The organism is Streptomyces sp. NPDC037389 (genome assembly GCF_040636475.1).
In the GTDB taxonomy this organism is placed as follows: Bacteria; Actinomycetota; Actinomycetes; order Streptomycetales; family Streptomycetaceae; genus Streptomyces; species Streptomyces hesseae.
This window is the reverse complement of record NZ_JBEZUS010000020.1, coordinates 22144-39962: the sequence shown is the minus strand read 5'-3', so window position 1 is coordinate 39962 and position 17819 is coordinate 22144. Positions and strand designations below refer to the sequence as shown.

Here is a 17819-nt window from a genome sequence, read left to right as displayed (position 1 = left end):
GTCACCACCCCGGAGCCGCGTGGACGACCTCGCACGTGTCGTCGTCGCCCCAGGTCAGTTCGCGCAGCAGGGCGAGCGTCCCCTCCCTCGGGTCGATCAGGCCGACGCCGCGCCGGGCGTACTCCCGGGCGAGCTCCGGGCCGACCATCCCGCCGTGGGTGCCGTCCGGGGCCCAGGGCCCCCAGTGGACGGTCAACGCCCGTGTGCCCGTGGAGCGGTGCCATGCCCTGCCCAGTGCGGCGAGGGCGTCGTTGGCGGCGGCGTAGTCCGCCTGGCCCCGGTTGCCGTACACGGCCGCGACGGAGCCGAACAGCACGGTGAAGCGGGGTGGCGTGGGGAGCCGGCGCAGCGCGGCGAAGAGGGTGCGGGCGCTCTCCGCCTTCGTCTCGTGGACGCGGGTGAAGGACGCCGGGTCCTTGTCGGCGATGAGTCTGTCCTCGATGACCCCGGCGGCGTGCACCAGGCCGTCGACGCGTCCGTGGCGGGCATGGGTCTCCTTGACCGCCTGCTCGACGGCCTCCGCGTCCCGCAGGTCGACGGAACGGTATCCGCCCGCGCCGCCGGCCGCGCGGATCGCGGCGAGGTTCGCCTCGATCTCGCGGCGGGCGAGGACGAGGCCGGCTTGCCGGTCGATCTCCGCGGGGCGGAGCCCGCCGCGCTCGGCGAACGCGGCCCGCAGCGCGGCGCGTCCGGTGACGCCCGCGATCCCGGGCGGCTCGGGGCCGTCGGCCAGGGCGGTGCGGCCGAGCAGTTCGACCCGGCAGCGGGAGGCCGCCGCGAGGGCGACGGCGACGCGCGCGGCGATGCCGCGCGCCCCGCCCGCGAACAGCAGGACGGACTCCGGCCCGAGCCCGAGGGCGGTGGCCGCCCGCTCCGCCGTGGACTCGTCGTCCGTGAGCAGCGGGCCCAGTGGGGCTTCCCGCGGCTCGACGCCGAACCGCCGGCCGTCCTCGGTGCGGACGACGACGGGTTCCCGGTCGGGTGCGAGGAGTTCCCCGATGACCGTGTCCGCCAGTTCGTCGGCGTTCCGGCCGTCGGGGACGGACACCAGGCGGGCTGTCGTGTCCGGGTACTCGCGGGCGGCGGTGCGGAGGAAACCGCCCATGCCATCGACCGTCCCGTCGCCCGGGCCGCCGTCCTCGGCCGGCCGGACGCACAGCAGACGGCGCGGGCCTCGCCGGAGCAGATCCTTCAGGAGGGGGAAGGCGCCCGGCAGCACGGGCCCGGTGGACTGCGCAGGCCCGGGCAGGAGGATCACTCCGTCCAGCGGTCCGGCCGGATCCCGGGGCGTGTCGTCGGAGCGGGTGGCGTGCGCTCCGTGCTCCCGGAGCCGGGCGAGGAGGGCCCGGGCGGTACGGTCGTCGCCGCCGAGCACGAGGACGTGCGTGTCGCGCAGGGCGGCGAAGCCGTCCGGCGGCGGCGCGCCGTCCAGGGCCACGCTCCGCAGGACGTACCGCCGGGGCGCGATTCCGGTCGGCTCCGTGGCCGCGGTGTCGTCCGGCTCCCGCTCCGCGCGCGTGGTGGGAGTCCCGGCTTCTGCCGGACCACCCGTGTGCGCGTCCATCCACTCCACGATCGACGCCACGCTCCGTGCGCGGGTCAGGCTCTCCAGGTCCGCGTCGTCCGGGATCCGCGCTCCCGTGCCTCCCAGCCGTTTCACCAGTTCGCCCGCGATCTCCGTCCGCTTGATCGAGTCGACGCTCAGATCGGCCTCCAGGTCGAGCCGGGGGTCGAGCATCTCCACGGGGTAGCCGGTCCGTTCGCTGATGACCGCCAGCACCGTGCGCAACAGGTCGGGCTCGTCGGCTTCCCCGGGAACGGCCATCGCCGCCGCCGGAACGGCGGCCGTCTCCGTCACCGGCCCGGGGGCCTGCGGCGGGATGGCCGCCGTCTCGCCGAAGTACGTCAGCAGGACGTCCCGCTGCGCCGCGATCATCTCACGGCTGCCGCGCAGGAAGTCCTGGAGCAGCACCGCCCGGTCCGCCCCCGCGGTCCCGTTCGCGCGGTCACCGCCCGGGGCCTGTGCCAGCGGTGCGATCGGCCGGGCCGGCCGCATGCCTCCGGGAAGCAGCCCGCCGTCCGCGGTGCGGACCAGGTGCCCGTCCACGATCCAGCCGGGGCGCTCCGGCGTCCGCCCGGGCTCGGCCACCACCGCGTCCCGGCCCGCGAACAGCGCTTCCGCGTCGACGTGGACGCCGCCCGAGACCGCCAGCCGGGCCAGCGCCTCCAGGTGGCCGCGCAGCCCCGCCCCGGGGTGCGGCTCGAAGGGGACGGCCAGGTGCGGCCGGTCGCCGAGGGTGGCGCGCACCAGGCCGGTGAGCGCGGTGCCCGGGCCCGCTTCGACGAAGATCCGCGCTCCGGCCGCGTACATCGCCTCGATCTGCTCGGCGAACCGCACCGGCGCCGTGATCTGCCCGGCGAGCCGGGACCGCAGCTCCGCGGTGTCCGCCGGGTAGCGGGTGGCCGTCAGCCCGGACCACACCGGGATCTGCGGTGCCCGCAAGGGGCGGGAGGAGAGCACCTCGGCGAAGGTCTCCGCCGCGCCGGCCATCATCGGGCTGTGGAAGGCGCACGCCACGTCGAGCGGCTGGACGCCGAAACCGGCGTTCTTCAACGCCGCCACTGCCTGGCGCACCGCCTGGCTCGGCCCCGCGACCGTCGTCTGGGACGGGGAGTTGTGGCCCGCGACCACCACCTGGCCGGCGAGCCCGGCCCCGGCCAGGACGGCTTCCACCTCGGCCGCCCCGGCTGTGACGGCGGCCATGGCGCCCGGCTCGTCCCCGGCCGCGCTCAGCATCGCCCCGGCACGCAGTTCGCTCAGCTCCGGCAGATCCGCGGCGGGGAACGCGTCGGCCACGCACAGCGCCACGAGTTCCCCGTAGGAGTGACCGGCCACCATGTCGGGGCGGACTCCGAGCTTCGACAGCACGTCGTGGACGGCCAGGCCGGCGACGCCCAGGGCGGGCTGGGCCCGCCGGGTGTCGGCGAGCCGGGCACGCTGCGCTTCCCGGCCGGCCGGGTCGAACACGGCCGGCGGGAACATCGCGGCGCCCGGGGCCCGGCGCAGGTGCTCGTGCGTCTCCGGGAAGGCCGTGAACAGGTCCGCCAGCATGCCGGGCCGCTGGCTGCCCTGGCCCGGGAAGAGGAAGGCCAGCTTGCCGGTCCCGCGCCCGGCGGTGGCCGTGCGGTCGTCGTCCCGCTCGGCCCCGGCCGTGAGGACGCCCGGCGCCGCCCGGCCTGCCAGCGCGGCCCTCAGCAGGCCCGGCAGTTCGTCGAGCCCGGTGGCGACCACGGCCGCGGTGACCGGCCCGGCGGCCGGGTCCGCGGCCCGGCGCGCCGCCGTGCGTGCCAGGTCGCGGAGCCGCCACGGCCGCCAGTGGGTCGTGGCCTTCCCGTCCGCGGCGACGGCCGTTCCCGCGCCCGCGCGGTCCGCGCCCGCGCCCGCACCCGTGTCCGCGTCCGTCTCCGCCAGTCGCAACAGCTCCTCGATCGCCGCCTCGCCGCGGAACAGGAACAGCTCGGCGGGCCAGACGTCGGCGGCCTGACGCGGCGGCGCCCCGTCGTCACCCCCTCGCAGCACCACGTGGAAGTTGGTGCCGCCGAAGCCGAAGGCGCTCACTCCGCCCACCCGTTCCCCGGGCGGCGCGGCCCAGGGCAGGGCCCGTCGGTGGAAGACGAACGGGCTGCTCTCCGGCCGCCACGCCGGATTGGGCTGCCGGATGTGCAGGGTCGGCGGGCGTACCCCGGTGTACAGCGCCAGAGCCGTCTTGATCACACCGGCGAGACCGGCCGCGCACTTGGTGTGGCCGATCTGCGACTTCACCGAACCGATCACGCATCCGCCCGGCACCGCCCCCGATTCCCGGAACACCTCGGTGAGCACCTCGAGTTCGGTACGGTCACCGACCACCGTGCCGGTGCCGTGCGCCTCGACCAGGCCGACCCCGGCCGGTGAGATCCGGGCCTGGGCGTAGGCCCGCTCCAGCGCCGTGCGCTGACCCTCCGGCCGGGGCGCGGTCAGGCCGCGGGAGCGCCCGTCGCTGGAGGAACCGACGCCCTTGACGACGGCGTAGATCCGGTCGCCGTCGCGCCGCGCGTCGGCCAGTCGTTTGAGCACCACGCAGGCGACGCCCTCGCCCAGGGCGATGCCGTCCGCCCCGGCGTCGAAGGTCCTGCAGCGGCCGGTGGGGGACAGCGCGTGCACGGACGAGAAGAGGATGTAGTCGTTGACGCCGTTGTGCAGGTCGGCGCCGCCGCACAGGACGAGGTCCGCCGCGCCCGTCGTCAGCTCCTTGCAGGCGATGTCGACGGCGGCCAGCGAGGAGGCGCAGGCGGCGTCCACGGTGTAATTGGCCCCGCCGAGGTCCAGGCGGTTGGCGATCCGGCCGGAGATGACGTTGGCGAGCATCCCGGGGAAGGAGTCCTCGGTGAGGGCGGGCAGCTGCTCCGCCAGGTCCTCCGGGAGCCGTCCGCCCAGATAGGACGGCAGGACGGTGCGCAGCGTGGTCGCGTTGGACATGTCGCTGCCCGCCTCGGCCCCGAAGATCACGGCGGTGCGCGCACGCGGGAAGTCACGCCGCTCGTAGCCCGCGTCGGCGAGGGCCCGCCGGGCCGCCTCCAGGGCGAGCAGCTGCACGGGGTCGACGGAGGCGAGCGAGGACGGCGGAATGCCGAAGCACAGCGGGTCGAAGGGGATTCCCGGCAGGAAGCCGCCCCATCGGGAGGCCGAGGTGTCGTGCGCGGGCGCTTCCGCGCCGTGGTGGAGGGCCCGGTCCCAGCGGTCGTCGGGCACTTCGGTCACGGCGTCCGTGCCGTCGAGCACCTGGGCCCAGAAGGCGGGCAGGTCGGGGGCTCCGGGGAACATTCCGGCCATGCCGATGATCGCGACGTCGAGCGGGGGCGGCACGGGCGTGGACGCGGTGCCGGCCGTCGCCCCGCCGGTCAGTTCCGCGGCCCGCCGCTCGTAGAAGGCGGCCGCGCGGTGCGTGACGTCGCGGTGCAGTTCGGCGACGGTCGTGGTGGCGTCGCGCAGCACGGCGACTTCCCCGGCCATGAACATGCCCTCGTCGAACTGCCGCTGTTCGTCCACCTCGCGGAGTGCGCCGTCGACGCGCTCGACACCCTTGCTGGCGATGCGCAACCGTCCGAGGTTGAGCCGCTCCAGCCGCTCCCAGGCCTCTCGTCTGGGAACGCCCTGGCGTCGCAGCTCCTCCTGGTGCGTCCGGTAGGTGTCGGTGAAGGGGCTGGGTACGCAGCGGGTGACATGGCCGGGCGCGGTGTCCAGCAGGACGGTGCTCTCGGCGGTGAGCACGGTGCGCTGGAACGCCGGCCGGACCGCGCCGCACTCGACCGCCTCGTGGGTGAAGAGGTACGCGGTGCCCATCAGGACGCCGACCGCGGCGCCGCGTCGGGTGAGCCCGGCGGACAGGGCGGCGACCATCGTCGCGGAGCGCTCGTCGTGCACCCCGCCCGCGAACAGCACCTCGATCCCCGGTGGCTCTTCGTGCCGCGGCCGGGCGTCCAGGAAGTCCTCCAGGACGGCCAGCTGGGCCTCCCAGAGCGGGAAGGAGTTGCTGGGGCCGACATGGCCGCCGCACTCGGCGCCCTCGAAGACGAACCGCCGGGCTCCCGCGTCGAGGAACTGGCCGAGCAGCCCGGGGGTCGGGACCTGCAGGAAGGTGCGAATGCCCTGGGCTTCCAGTGCGGCGGCCTGCGCGGGGCGGCCGCCCGCGAGAACGGCGTGGGTGGGCCGGAGCTCGCGCACGGCCTCCAGCTGGGCGGCGCGCACGTCGTCCGGCGCGAAGCCCAGGATGCCGACGCCCCAGGGCCGCTCGCCGAGCGCGGCCCCGGTCTCCTCCAGGAGGGACCTGGTCCGCTCGGGACCGGCGAGGGCCAGCGCGACGAACGGCAGGGCGCCGCCCTCGGCGACGGCGCCGGCGAACCGCGCCTGGTCGCTGACCCGCGTCATCGGCCCCTGCGCGACGGGGAGTGCGGTTCCGAAGGAGCGGCTGAGGGCCGAGCCGGGGAGCAGTGCCGTCGCCGCGCCGGGGGTCCTGAGCGCCCGGTCGATGCCCTCGCGCACGGACCGTACCGCGGCGCCCACCGTGCGGTGGTCCCGGGCGAAACGGCGGGCGAGGAAGGCGTCCTGGCCGAGCGGGACGGGGCGGTCCCTCAGTTCGGCGGGGAGGCCCGGTCGGTCGCGGTCCAGCAGGCGCCGTCCGTCGGCGAGGACCGTGCCGGTGCCGTCCGTCGCGCGCAGCAGGCGGGCGAGCGCGGGAGGGGTGGCCGCCTCCTCCAGCAGGGCGAGCTGTACGTCGAGGACCACGCCGGCGGCGCCCGCGAGGACGGCCGCAGCGGCGGTGTTCGGCCCGATGCCACCGCACGCCCAGACGGGAACGTTCAACTCCGGGTCGGAGAGCAGCTGTTGCAGCAGGACGAAGGTGGACAGTTCGCCGGCCGGGCCACCGCACTCGCTGCCGCGCGCGACGATGCCGGCCGCCCCCGCCCGTGCCGCGGCACGGGCCTCGGCCCGGGAGCGGACCTCGGCCAGGACGGTGACGTCCCGCCCCCAGTCCGCGGGCCGGCCGGCGCCGGGGGCGAGCAGGACGGTGCGCGGCCCCGGCTCACGCCGGTCGCGCAGTTCGTCCGGCTGGAGCGCGCAGTCCTCCGCCACGCGTACGCCGAAGTCGCCGCCGGTCCAGCGGCGGGCGAGGGAGAGGGCTTCGCGGGCCCGTCGGCCCCCGGCGCCGAGGTCGAGGACGCCGAGCCCACCGGCTCCGCGGACGGCCGCGACGAGTCGCGGATCGGTCTCCCCGAAAGGACTGACACCGATGACGGTTGTCTGCACCACGGAGGCGGCTCCCCACCAGGGACTCTGGAAACTGATGATGCCGGAGGAGCCGGACGCAAGGACGATCGCTCCCGCCTCCGCAGTTGCTCGCGCCTCAGCAGCAAACGTTCCGGGTTACCGTTTCACGCCCGCAACCGGAGGAGCAAGTCCGTTTGGACGGCGCACAGTTGCGCATACGGGAATCCCGTCGGCGCCCGCGCATCGTATTCCGCTTGACAACGGACCTCAATACCTCACCCTCGGACCAGCCGTTCGCTCGTCCCCCCGGAATGACGTGACGTCAGCGTGCCGTGCCGCCGTCGCGCGGCTCGATGCGGAAGCCGAACGCGGCGGTGCCGGGGTCGAGCGCCGTCGCTCCGCCGTCGACGGTGAGGGTCGCGCCGTTGACGAAGGAGGCCGCGGGCGAGAGCAGCCAGGCGATCGCCTCGGCCACCTCCTCCGGCGCACCGGGGCGCCCCGTGGGGAGGAGCCGGGTCGCCTCCTCGTACGCCGCGTCGGCGCCGCCCTCCCCCAGGCCCGCCTCCTCGGCGAACCGGGTCATGCGGCGGTCGGCCATCTCCGTGCGGATCCAGCTGGGGCAGACGGTGTTGGCGCGCAGCCCGCGGTGGCCGTAGTCGACGGCGAGGGAGGAGCAGAGCTGGCGGAGGGCCGCCTTGGAGGTGGCGTACGCGGCGTTGGCGACGCCGTTGCGCAGGGCTGAGACCGAGGCGACGGCCACCACGGAGCCCCGGGTCTCCAGCAGGTGCGGCAGGGCGGCGCGCATGAGCAGGAAGGGGCCGGTGAGGTTGGTGCCGATGACGGTGTCCCAGTCCTCGACCGAGAGGTCGCCGATGGCTCCGCCGCGGCCGACGCCGGCGTTGAGCACCACGCCGTCGAGCCGTCCGTAGGCGGTCAGGGCCGCGTCGACGAGGCCCGTGACGGCCTCGGGGTCGGTGGCGTCGGAGGGGTGGGCCAGGGCCCCGGTCTCCTCGGCGACGCGCCGCAGCGGCTCGGGGCGGCGTCCGGATATCACCACCTGGTGCCCGGCCGCGCGCAGGAGCCGGGCCGTGGCGGCGCCGATGCCCGTCCCACCGCCCGTCACGATGACAACGCGCTGATCGGTCATGGTCGTACCGCCTCCGGAATTGATCGCTGACATATCGTCACGATCATACGGACGCGGTTTCCCCGGCGCCCCCGCCGATCCGGCCGCGCCTACCCGGCGGCCTCGCCCGTCCGGCCCCACCAGTCCATTCCCACCGGCGCGGCCGCTCCCGGCCCGGCCGACGGGCCGTCGCCCGGTGTGCGCAGCAGCCCCGTCCGCTCGGCGCGGGCGCCGGCCTGGAAGCGGCTGACGGCGCCGAGTTCCGCCATCGCGGCCTTCATATAACGGCGGCACGTCCTGGTGGAGATGGCGAGGCGGCGGGCGATCACCTCGTCCTTCAGCCCGGCGGCCATCAGCCGCAGCACGGTGCGGTTCAGCTCGTCGACGACCTTCTCGTACCGGGCCTCCCGCGGGGCGAAGGGCTGGGCGAGGACCCAGACGTCCTCGAAGCGGCGGTGCATGAAGTCGGCGACCGTCGCGTTGGTGACCATCGCCGCGCCGCCGCCGGCGCCGTCCTCCGGTGCCTGGGGTACGAAGGCGACGGACCGGTCGAACACGACGACGTACTCGCAGACCTCGGCGCTGGTGCGCACCTCGGCGCCGGCCTCGGCGGCCTGGACGACGAAGGCGCGGGTGGCCAGGCTGGCCCGTTCGGCGTGCTGGTAGACGACGCGCATCCGCACGCCTCTGCGCAGCAGGGCCAGGCTCCACTCGCGCGTGTGGCGGACGGTGTCCGTGTCGCGGCCGCCGTTCGGCTGGATCATCACGGCCTCGTGGCGGCAGCGCCGGGCGGCCGCGTCGAGCTGGCGCCGGACCTCCTCGGGGTCGTGGATGGTGCGGGTACCGTCCGGCGGGTGGGGCGAGGGGGCGCTGTCGAGGTAGACGGGCAGCAGCGCGTGGAGTTGGCCGCGGACGTGGGCGATGCGCCGCTCGTGCTCGTGGATGTCGCGTTCGAGCGGGGCGACCACGACGGCCTCGGCCAGCTCCGGGTGGACGGGGACGAGCGGGCCGCCGGCCCCGGTCGTGGAGAGCAGCCCCATGGCGTGGAGGGTCTCACGGGCCCTGGCCAGTTCGTCCGGCGGGATGCCGAGCTTTTCCATGATCGCGACTTCGTCGAAAGAACCGTGTCGCAGGGCCAGCGTGTAGACGGAAACGCAGGCCGAATCCAGATCGGTCAACTTTGCCCCCCGGCATTCTCAATGTCCTTGTTCGCTCCCACGCTTTCCGCTTGTTGCCACGCCACTATAGGACACCCCTATCCGGTTGTTGCCAGGTCACTATAGGACAGCGGTACGTCATGGCCCGGGGGACGCCGCCCGCCGCATACTCGAGTGTGTCGGGGGCCGGTGCTGGGGCACTCACCCGTGCCCGCGACGGCTGAGTTGCTACATGGGGGGACTACGGGGTGCGCAACAACCGGGCGAACTTTGCCCAGATCATCGATGTCGTCAACTACCTCCCCGAGCGAATCGTCACCAATGGGTCGCAGTCGGCCGGTGACGACCTGGGGGGCGATCCATTTTTTCGGGGAGTCGCGGAGCGTCGCTTCGCCTCGCCGGACCACAGCTCCGCCGAACTCGGGGCGCTCGCCGTGGAGAAGCTGCTGAACCGTACCGGTGTGGCGGCCACGGACGTGGATCTCATCATCTACAACTGCGTCTTCAACGACACCTTCTGGCCGGGCATCGGCCCGGCGGTGCAGAAGGCCGTCGGTGCGGATCGCGCCATGATCCTCCAGGTGGACACGAGCTGCTGCTCCTGGCTGTCCGGAGTGCGGACGGCCGCCGCCTTCATCGAGTCCGGGCAGCACCGCAATGTCGTGGTGCTCACGGTCACCAACTTCGTCTCGCGGCTCCCGGAGTTCCAGAAGTCGTCGCGCTCGCGCGTCCTGGGCGACGGTGCCACCGCGACCTTGCTGGCCCCGGGTGAGCAAACGATTCTCTCCACGTACGAGCGGTCGCACGGGGAGAACTACGGGCTGCTGCGCTTCGAACCCGATCTGGTGGACGGACAGTTCCGGCAATTCTGGGAGCGGGGCTGTGGCCCCATCACGGTCAACTTCACCCGGGAGAGCGTCGACGCGCTGCGCGCGAACGCGATGCGCCTGGTGCCGGAGGCCGTGGGGATCAGCCTTGAGCGGGCCGGTCTGGAGAGCCGGGACGTCTCGCTCCTCATCACCCACCAGCCGAACGACGAATATCTCGCCGAGTGGCGCAGGCGCTGTGGCATCGAACCACCGCGCGCGCATGACACGCTGGCCAAGTACGGGAATCTCTTCGCGGGCTCGATCCCGGTGACGCTGGCCGACGCGCTGGACAACTCCCTGGTCAAGCCGGGTGACATCCTGGCCCTCGGCACCTTCTCCAACGGCGGTGACATGGTCAGCGCCATGACGCTGCGCTGGCCCGCCGCCCGCGCGTGAGCACCACCGGATCCGGTGTGCCGCTCCGCGCTGATTCCGGGAATTCACCGGGGAAATCCACCATGCCGCCGAAGAACGCATACGGCTTCTTTACGGCCGTGCGATCCCCGCTCCCATAACCTTTCCGGACCACAGTATTCAAGGAGGCGTCATGACGCCTGAACCGAATCCCGCCGCGCCTGCCGACGGTTCCGGCCTGTCCGGGCTCGATCTCATTCGCTGTGAGAACACCGATGCGGAAGAGATCCACAAGGTGATGCTCGGAATGACCAAGGAAACCTATTCGCACGAGGAGATATTCGGCCCCTACTGCACGCTCGGCGAGCACATCGACGTCCCCTACGACGTGGTTTTCGACTACCTCGCCGACATCCGTTCCCTCGAGGAATGGTCGTACAGCATGCGGGAGCTGAGGCACATCGGTGGCGGGCTCTACCGGGGCCGCGAGGCCATCCAGCCCAACACCGAGATCTTCATCCGGGCCGAGGTCACCAAGGGTCCCCAGCACGGCCAGGTGGTCTGGCCCTGCGCCTGGGACCAGGGGCAGGAGCTCTGGATGCGCTACTACTTCACGATCATCGACGCCTGGCCGACCCTGCGCCGTCCCGGCACGGTGATCATCTGGACCAACTGCCGCCACCCCTACTACGACCGCGAGGTCACGGACGTGCCGGAGTACATCGCCGCCGGCCGGGCGCGCTCCGACCGGTACTGGGTCGGTGACATCTGGCCGCAGTTCGACGCGATCCACAAGGTGGAGATGGCGAACCTCAAGCGCATCCTCGAGCACCGGTTCTCGGTCGGCGCCGTCGGCCCGGCCGGCTCCCCCAGCGTGTCGGGGCCTGACGATGCGACTGGATGACGCGCTGGTCAGCACGCTCCGCGACTGGGACGTCCGCCATGTCTTCGGCGTCAGCGGGGCCAACATCGAGCACGTCCACGACGCCATCAACCGGCTGGGCGGCGACCGGCTGCGGTCGGTGATGGCCCGGCGCGAGGACGGCGCCGCGTTCATGGCCGACGGCCGGGCGCGGGTCCACCGCACCCTCGGCGTCTGCTGCGCCACCTCCGGCGGCGGCATGGTCAATCTCCTCGCCGGGCTCGCCGAGTCCTACGCGGAGTCGGTCCCGGTCCTCGCCCTCATCGGGCAGCCGCCGCTCCAGCTGGAGGGGCGCGGCGCGTTCCAGGACTCCTCCGGGATCGGCCGCACCGTCGACGCGGTCGGGCTGCTGAGGGCCACCACCAAGCGCGTGGCCAAGATCGAGGACCCGGCCGACTTCTGGCCCGAACTCCACGCCGCCGCGGTCGCGGCGCTCACCGGCCGGCCCGGCCCGGTGGCGCTGCTGCTGCCCCGGGACGTCTTCGAACTGTCCGTGGGGCCGCGACCCGAGGACTTCCCGGCCGAGCTCTCCGCGCTGCTCGCTCCCGCCGAGGCCGCCCCGCACACCGTCCGCCCGCTGTTCGACGCGCTGCGCGTCGCCGAGCGCCCGGCGCTGCTCATCGGGCACGGGGTGCGCCGCAGCGGCGCCGCCGACGTCGTCACCGAGTTCGCGCGCCGCGCGGGCGTCCCGGTGGTGGCCACCATGGCGGCGCGTGGCGAGTTCCCCAATGACGACCCGCTGTTCCTGGGAGTGGCGGGGGTGGTGGGGCACCCCTCCGCGCACCGCTATCTCAAGGAGTCGGACCTGGTCGTCGCGGTCGGCACCGGGCTCGGTGTGATGACCCGGGGGCCGCTGGGCCCGCTGGACCCGGCGCGCCTCGCCGTGGTCAACATCGACCCCGGGGAGGCGGAGCGGGCCACCTCGCCCGGCCTGGTCGTCGCGCGGGACGCCGGGGCCGTCTTCCGTACGCTGCTGGAGCTGCTCGACGCCGAGCCGTTCACCGCGGCGCCGCCCGACGACTACGAGCTGCTCCGGTACCGTCCGCGCCTGGCGCCCGCCACGGCCGCGGAGCGTACGCCCCGTACCGCCCGTGACACCCTGCGACAGAGCGAGGCGATCCGGGCCATCGAGTCCCATCTGCCGCGTGACGGCCACATCGTGCTGGACGCGGGCAACTGCGCCTCGGCCGCGATCCATCTGTCGCACGTGCCGGAAGGAACCTCGTCGACCATAGCGCTGGGCATGGGCGGCATGGGCTACAGCATCGCCGCGGCCATCGGCGCCCAGCTGGGCTCGGCGCCGGGCACCCGGTCGGTGGTCCTGTGCGGGGACGGGGCGTTCCTGATGAACGGCTTCGAGGTGCACACCGCCGTGGCCGAGCGGCTGCCCGTGCTGTACGTGGTCTTCAACAACAACATGCACGGCATGTGTGTCACCCGTCAGCAGACGTTCTTCGACTCGCGGCTGGAGTGCGTGAGCTATCCGTCGCTGGACGTGGCCACGGTGGCGTACGGGCTGGGCGGGCCGGACCGGCTCTGGGTCGGCACCGCCGGCACGCTGGACGAGCTCCAGGTCCGGCTCGCCGATTACCACGACGCCCACGCGCATCTGCCGGGCGTTCTCGAACTGCGGCTCCCGGTCGAGGAGGTGCCGCCCTTCGCGGCCTTCCTCCCGGAGGACGAGCCGACGTACGCCGTCGGCCGCCGCTCCGACAGCCGGGTATTCGCCGGCTGAGCACCGCCCGTGTCCGGTGGCCGCCCCTCGGCGGCCACCGGACACGGTAAGGCCGGCCGGTTCCACCGGCCGGGCACCAGAAACACTCAGGGGGAGAACACAGATGGAGCAAGACACTCGCCGTGTCGTCGACGCCGACGAAGCCGTCACCGGCCCCGCGCTCGGGACGGCACCGCCCGCCGCGGTCCTGGACGACGCCGCGCGGGCCGGGGCGGTCACCGTCGCGCCCGGCGACGCCCGGTACGCGGACCTGCGGCGCGGGTACAACCAGCGCTGGGTCTCGAACGCCGAGTCCATTCGTCTCGTCCACACCCGGCGCCAGGTGGAGGACGCGGTCCGCGAGGCGTTCACGGCCGACAAGAAGATCGCCATCCGCAGCGGGGGGCACTGCTACGAGGGCTTCGGCATCGACGCGAAGATCCTCCTCGATCTGTCGCACATGAACGCCGTCTACTTCGACAAGGGGCGCGGCGCCTTCGCGATCGAGCCCGGCGCGACGCTCGGCGAGGTGTACCGGGCGCTGTACAAGGCCTTCGGCGTCACCATCCCCGGCGGCGCCTGCCCCTCGGTGGGCATCGGCGGGCACATCGCCGGCGGCGGCCACGGCCCGCTGTCGCGGCTGCACGGCCTGACCGTCGACTACCTCCACGCCGTCGAGGTCGTCACCGTCAACACCGCGGGCAAGGTCACGACCGTCGTGGCCACCCGCGAGGACTGGGAGGAGGGCCGGCCCAAGGGCGCGCTGTGGTGGGCCCACACCGGCGGTGGCGGCGGCAACTTCGGCATCGCCACCCGCTACTGGTTCCGCGCCCCGGGCGTCACCGGGAACGACCCCGCCACGCTGCTGCCCAAGCCGCCCGAGGAGGTCTTCGTCTCCACGGTCACCTGGCAGTGGGCCGAGGTCACGGAGGAGATCTTCACCCGGCTGGTGCGCAACTACAGCACCTGGTGCGAGAACAACAGCGCCGCGGACTCGCCCTACGCCGCCCTCTACAGCCAGTTCATGCCGACGCCGCGCGCCGCCGGCTCGTTCTCCATGATCGCCCAGTTCGACGCCACGCGGCCGGACTCGGAGCAGTTGCTGAACGACTTCTTCGCGGCGGTGGGCGAGGGTACGGGCCTGACGCCCAAGACGCAGGTCCAGCTTCTGCCCTGGCTCCACGCCACGCTGTGGCCGGGCATCACCGGGCCGAACTCCCCCACGTTCAGTTTCAAGGCCAAGTCGGCCTACCAGCGCGCGTGCCTGCCGGACGAGCAGCTGCGGGCCATGTACCGGCACCTCGGGGGCGAGGCCGCCTACGCCAACCCGGCCGCCCGGCTCCTCATGATCACCTTCGGTGGGAAGATCAACACCCGCCCCCGGGAGGCGACCGCGTATCCGCACCGCGACTCGGTGATGGAGCTGCACTACGTCACCACCTGGGCGCCCGGCACCGACGACACCGCTCACCTGAAGTGGCTGCGGGACTTCTACGCGGACGTCTACGCGCCGACGGGCGGTGTGCCCGTGCCCAATGACGTCACCAACGGCTGCTACGTCAACTACCCGGACACCGACCTCGACGACCCGGCGTACAACAGCTCGGGCCTGTCGGCCCACCAGCTCTACTACGCCGACAACCTCGAGGCCCTGGTCGCGGCCAAGCAGGCCTTCGACCCGCACGACGTCTTCCGCCACGCCCAGTCGATACCGGTGAAGTGAGGTCGGAGAAGGATGACGCGATTACACGAGTTCCGGCTGCACCTCAACGAGAACCCCTATCCGCCGCTGCCCGAGGTCCGCGAGGCCCTCTCGGCAGGGCTGGACGCGGTCAACCGCTATCCGGAGTTCACCCCGGACACGCTCGTCGGGATGATCGCCGACTGGCTGGGCGTCGCCCGCGAGGCGGTGGCGGTCGGCAACGGCTCGGTCGGGATCGCGCTCCAGGTCCTCGACCTGAGCACCGGCCCGGGTGACGAAGTGGTGTACGGGTGGCGTTCGTTCGACGCCTACCCCATCATCACGCGGATGGCCGGGGCCGAGTCCGCGCAGGTGCCGCTGACGGCCACCGGCGAGCAGGACCTCGACGGGATGCTCGCCGCGGTCACGCCCCGGACCAGGGTCGTGGTGCTGTGCAATCCGCACAACCCGACGGGCACCGTCTTCGACCGCACCGCGCTGAAGTCCTTCCTCGCCGCCCTCCCGGAGCGCGTCACGGTGATCCTGGACGAGGCGTACCACGAGTTCGCCCGTGACCCCGGGATCCCGGACGGACTGGACCACCTCGCGGACCATCCCAACCTGCTGGTCCTGCGCACCTTCTCCAAGGCCTACGGGCTGGCCGCCCTGCGCATCGGCTACTGCGTCGCGGCGCCGGAGCTCGCCGGACGGCTCAGGCAGGCGTCGCTGCCGTACGGCATCAGCCCGCTCGCCCAGATCGGGGTGGCGGCGTCGCTGCGGGCCCGGGAGCAGCTCACCGAGCGCGTCGACGCGATCGTCGGCGAGCGCGACCGGCTGAGCGAGGGGCTCGCCCGCCTCGGCTGGCACAGCTTCCCGAGCCACGGCAACTTCCTGTGGCTCCGGGCCGGGGACGCGAGCGAGCGGCTGACGGCGGCGCTGGGCGGGGCCGGGGCGCTGGTGCGCTGCTACCCGGGCGAGGGGGTGCGGCTGACCGTGGGTCTGCCCGACGCCAACGACCTCGTCCTGCGCGCGGCCGGTCCGGCGGCCGCCTGATCGAAGGCCCCTCCCCCGTGCGGGGAGGGGCCTCCCCGACGTCCGGCCGATCTCGGGCCGGCGCACCACCGAAGGAAACCGTAGATCGGGCAACCGATCGCAGAGCACGGGAAGGGCATGATGAGCGAGACATTCTTGGTGCTGGGCGCCACCGGCAAGACCGGCCGCCGGGTGGCGGACCGGCTGCGGGAGGCGGGCAAGACCGTACGCGCCGCGAGCCGGAGCGGTGAGACCCGCTTCGACTGGCAGGACGAGTCGACCTGGGCGGCGGCGCTGGCCGGCGTCCACGCCGTCTACCTGGTGGCACCGACCGTGCCGAGCCAGGCGTGGCAGGTCGTCCCGCCGTTCGTGCGGCAGGCCGCCTCGGCGGGTGTCCGCCGGCTGGTGCTGCTGTCGGCTCGGGGCATCGACGCGGCGGGTGACGACAAGTTCCTGACCTCCGAGCACGCGGTGCAGGGGTCGGGCGTGGAGTGGACGATCCTGCGCCCGACGTGGTTCGCGCAGAACTTCAGCGAGGCGTTCTTCCTCCCGCAGATCCTCGAGGGCGTCCTGGCGGTGCCCACCGGTGAGGGCAAGGAGCCCTTCATCGACGTCGAGGACATCGCCGACGTGGCCGTGGCGGCCCTCACCCGCGACGGGCACTCCGGCAAGGTCTACGAGCTGTCCGGGCCGGAGGCGCTGACCTTCGGCGAGGCGGCCGCGAAGATCGCGGCGGTGCTCGGCCGGGAGATCCGCTTCGTGGACCTCGACGGCGAGGCCTTCCTCAAGGGCTCGGTCGAGGCCGGTGTCCCGGAGGAGCACGCCGGGGTGCTGCTGGGCCTGTTCACGGCCATCCGCAACGGCTTCGACACGCACCTGAGCACCGGTGTCCGGGACGCGCTGGGCCGTGAGCCCCGCGGCTTCGACGCCTATGCGCGCGCGGCCGCCGGAGCGGGTGCCTGGGCCGGCCAGGCCCGCTGATCACGTCCACACATGCGGTGGCCGGCACCGGCGGGTGCCGGCCACCCGGGGAGGTCGTAATGAACACCAACTCGTACACCGGGGTCCGGCCGCTGACCCCGGCGCCGCTGATGGCGATGGCGGACGGCTTCCGCGTCGCCAAGGTGCTCGCGGTCGCGCTCGACTTCGATCTGTTCACCAAGCTCAGCGGTACCGGGGGCACCACGCCCGAGGAACTGGGCCGCGCCGAGGGTCTCGCCGCGCGCCCCGCGACGCTGCTGCTGACCGCGTGCGCCTCGCTGGGGCTGCTCGACAAACGGGACGGACGGTACGTCAACTCGGAGCTGTCCGAGGAGTTCCTGGTGCGCGGCAAGCGCTACTTCTTCGGCGATCTGGTCACCTTCACCGACCGGCGCGAGTACGAGGCGTGGGCCAAGCTCGACGTCGCCCTGCGCACCGACCGGCCCAACACCTGGGATCCGGAGACGGAGCAGACGCTGTTCGACCCGCAGGACGAGCACATGGCGGAGCTCTTCCCCAAGGCCGCGCACTCCGGCGCGGTCTTCACCGCCCGGGCGATGGCCCTGTCGCACGACTTCACCGCCTACCGGAGGCTGCTCGACGTCGGCGGCGGGCTGGGCTCCTTCTGCGGCGAGCTGTGCGCGCACCACACCCATCTGCGAGCCACCGTCTACGACCTGCCGTTCGTCAGCCGGATGGCCGAGAAGCGGCTGGCGGAGACGGAGGTGGGCGAGCGGGTGGACGCGCTGGGCGGGGACTTCTTCGCCGACGACCTGCCCACCGGCTACGACGCCATCCTGCTGACCAACATCCTCCACGACTGGAGCGACGAGGAGAGCGCGCGGATCCTGGCGAAGTGCCACGCGGCGCTCGGTCCCGGGGGCGAGGTCATCATCGGCGAGGCGTTCCTGGACGACGACGGCACCGGTCCGGTCGCGGGTGCCGTGGCGGGCCTGAACATGCTGGTCGAGACGGCCGCCGGCACCAACCGCAGCCGTGGGGCGTACACGGGGATGCTGACCCGGGCGGGATTCACGGACATCCGCCGCGTCGGGCTGGTCGTCGACGCGCCGCTGATCAACGGGGCGCTGGTGGCGCGCCGGGCCTGAACGTTTTTTCCGGCGGCCCGGGTCCAGGGGGAGACCAGGGCCGCCGGAAGAGGGGGATCCGAGGGG

Annotated in this window: 10 protein-coding genes; 7 read left to right on the top strand and 3 right to left on the bottom strand. The window is 73.4% G+C overall.

Features of this window, described 5'->3' with window-relative positions:
• Position 1: 1 nt before the first annotated feature.
• The 3 genes from AB0E98_RS30780 to AB0E98_RS30770 all read right to left on the bottom strand — a co-directional run bounded on the left by AB0E98_RS30780 (position 2) and on the right by AB0E98_RS30770 (position 9112).
• A complete protein-coding gene (locus tag AB0E98_RS30780; RefSeq protein WP_361709029.1) occupies positions 2 to 6850 on the bottom strand; it encodes an SDR family oxidoreductase in 6849 nt (2282 codons plus the stop codon).
• A gap of 280 nt (positions 6851 to 7130) precedes the next feature.
• Positions 7131 to 7955, bottom strand: coding sequence for an SDR family oxidoreductase (locus tag AB0E98_RS30775; RefSeq protein ID WP_361709027.1), 825 nt, complete (start codon positions 7953 to 7955; stop codon positions 7131 to 7133).
• An 89-nt stretch (positions 7956 to 8044) separates the two neighbouring features.
• A complete protein-coding gene (locus tag AB0E98_RS30770) occupies positions 8045 to 9112 on the bottom strand; it encodes a helix-turn-helix domain-containing protein (RefSeq protein ID WP_361709025.1) in 1068 nt (355 codons plus the stop codon).
• Positions 9113 to 9339: 227 nt separating this feature from the next.
• Here AB0E98_RS30770 and AB0E98_RS30765 point away from each other — a divergent pair, with 227 nt between their 5' ends.
• From AB0E98_RS30765 to AB0E98_RS30735, 7 genes are all read left to right on the top strand, one after another.
• Positions 9340 to 10356, top strand: coding sequence for a 3-oxoacyl-[acyl-carrier-protein] synthase III C-terminal domain-containing protein (locus tag AB0E98_RS30765; protein WP_361709023.1), 1017 nt, complete (start codon positions 9340 to 9342; stop codon positions 10354 to 10356).
• Positions 10357 to 10507: 151 nt separating this feature from the next.
• Positions 10508 to 11218, top strand: coding sequence for a hypothetical protein (locus tag AB0E98_RS30760; RefSeq protein WP_361709022.1), 711 nt, complete (start codon positions 10508 to 10510; stop codon positions 11216 to 11218).
• Positions 11205 to 12971, top strand: coding sequence for a thiamine pyrophosphate-binding protein (locus tag AB0E98_RS30755; RefSeq protein ID WP_361709019.1), 1767 nt, complete (start codon positions 11205 to 11207; stop codon positions 12969 to 12971). Before AB0E98_RS30760 ends, AB0E98_RS30755 begins: the two co-directional genes overlap by 14 nt.
• A gap of 103 nt (positions 12972 to 13074) precedes the next feature.
• Entirely contained in the window at positions 13075 to 14673 is a 1599-nt protein-coding gene (locus AB0E98_RS30750; RefSeq protein ID WP_361709017.1) for an FAD-binding protein, read from the top strand.
• A 12-nt stretch (positions 14674 to 14685) separates the two neighbouring features.
• Positions 14686 to 15684 (top strand): histidinol-phosphate transaminase, encoded by a 999-nt coding sequence (locus tag AB0E98_RS30745; RefSeq protein ID WP_361709014.1) that lies wholly within the window; start codon positions 14686 to 14688, stop codon positions 15682 to 15684.
• 120 nt (positions 15685 to 15804) lie between these two features.
• Positions 15805 to 16644, top strand: a complete 840-nt coding sequence (locus AB0E98_RS30740) for an NAD(P)H-binding protein (protein ID WP_361709012.1) — start codon at positions 15805 to 15807, stop codon at positions 16642 to 16644.
• A 59-nt stretch (positions 16645 to 16703) separates the two neighbouring features.
• The gene (locus AB0E98_RS30735) at positions 16704 to 17753 is read left to right on the top strand and encodes a methyltransferase (RefSeq protein ID WP_361709010.1); all 1050 of its coding nucleotides are present in this window, start codon (positions 16704 to 16706) and stop codon (positions 17751 to 17753) included.
• The last annotated feature ends 66 nt before the right edge of the window (positions 17754 to 17819 follow it).

Coding starts and splice junctions, on each gene's coding strand:
- AB0E98_RS30735 (WP_361709010.1), top strand. CDS start 16,704: ATGAACACCAACTCGTACACCGGGGTCCGGCCGCTGACCCCGGCGCCG.
- AB0E98_RS30755 (WP_361709019.1), top strand. CDS start 11,205: ATGCGACTGGATGACGCGCTGGTCAGCACGCTCCGCGACTGGGACGTC.
- AB0E98_RS30750 (WP_361709017.1), top strand. CDS start 13,075: ATGGAGCAAGACACTCGCCGTGTCGTCGACGCCGACGAAGCCGTCACC.
- AB0E98_RS30740 (WP_361709012.1), top strand. CDS start 15,805: ATGAGCGAGACATTCTTGGTGCTGGGCGCCACCGGCAAGACCGGCCGC.
- AB0E98_RS30760 (WP_361709022.1), top strand. CDS start 10,508: ATGACGCCTGAACCGAATCCCGCCGCGCCTGCCGACGGTTCCGGCCTG.
- AB0E98_RS30775 (WP_361709027.1), bottom strand. CDS start 7,955: ATGACCGATCAGCGCGTTGTCATCGTGACGGGCGGTGGGACGGGCATC.
- AB0E98_RS30745 (WP_361709014.1), top strand. CDS start 14,686: ATGACGCGATTACACGAGTTCCGGCTGCACCTCAACGAGAACCCCTAT.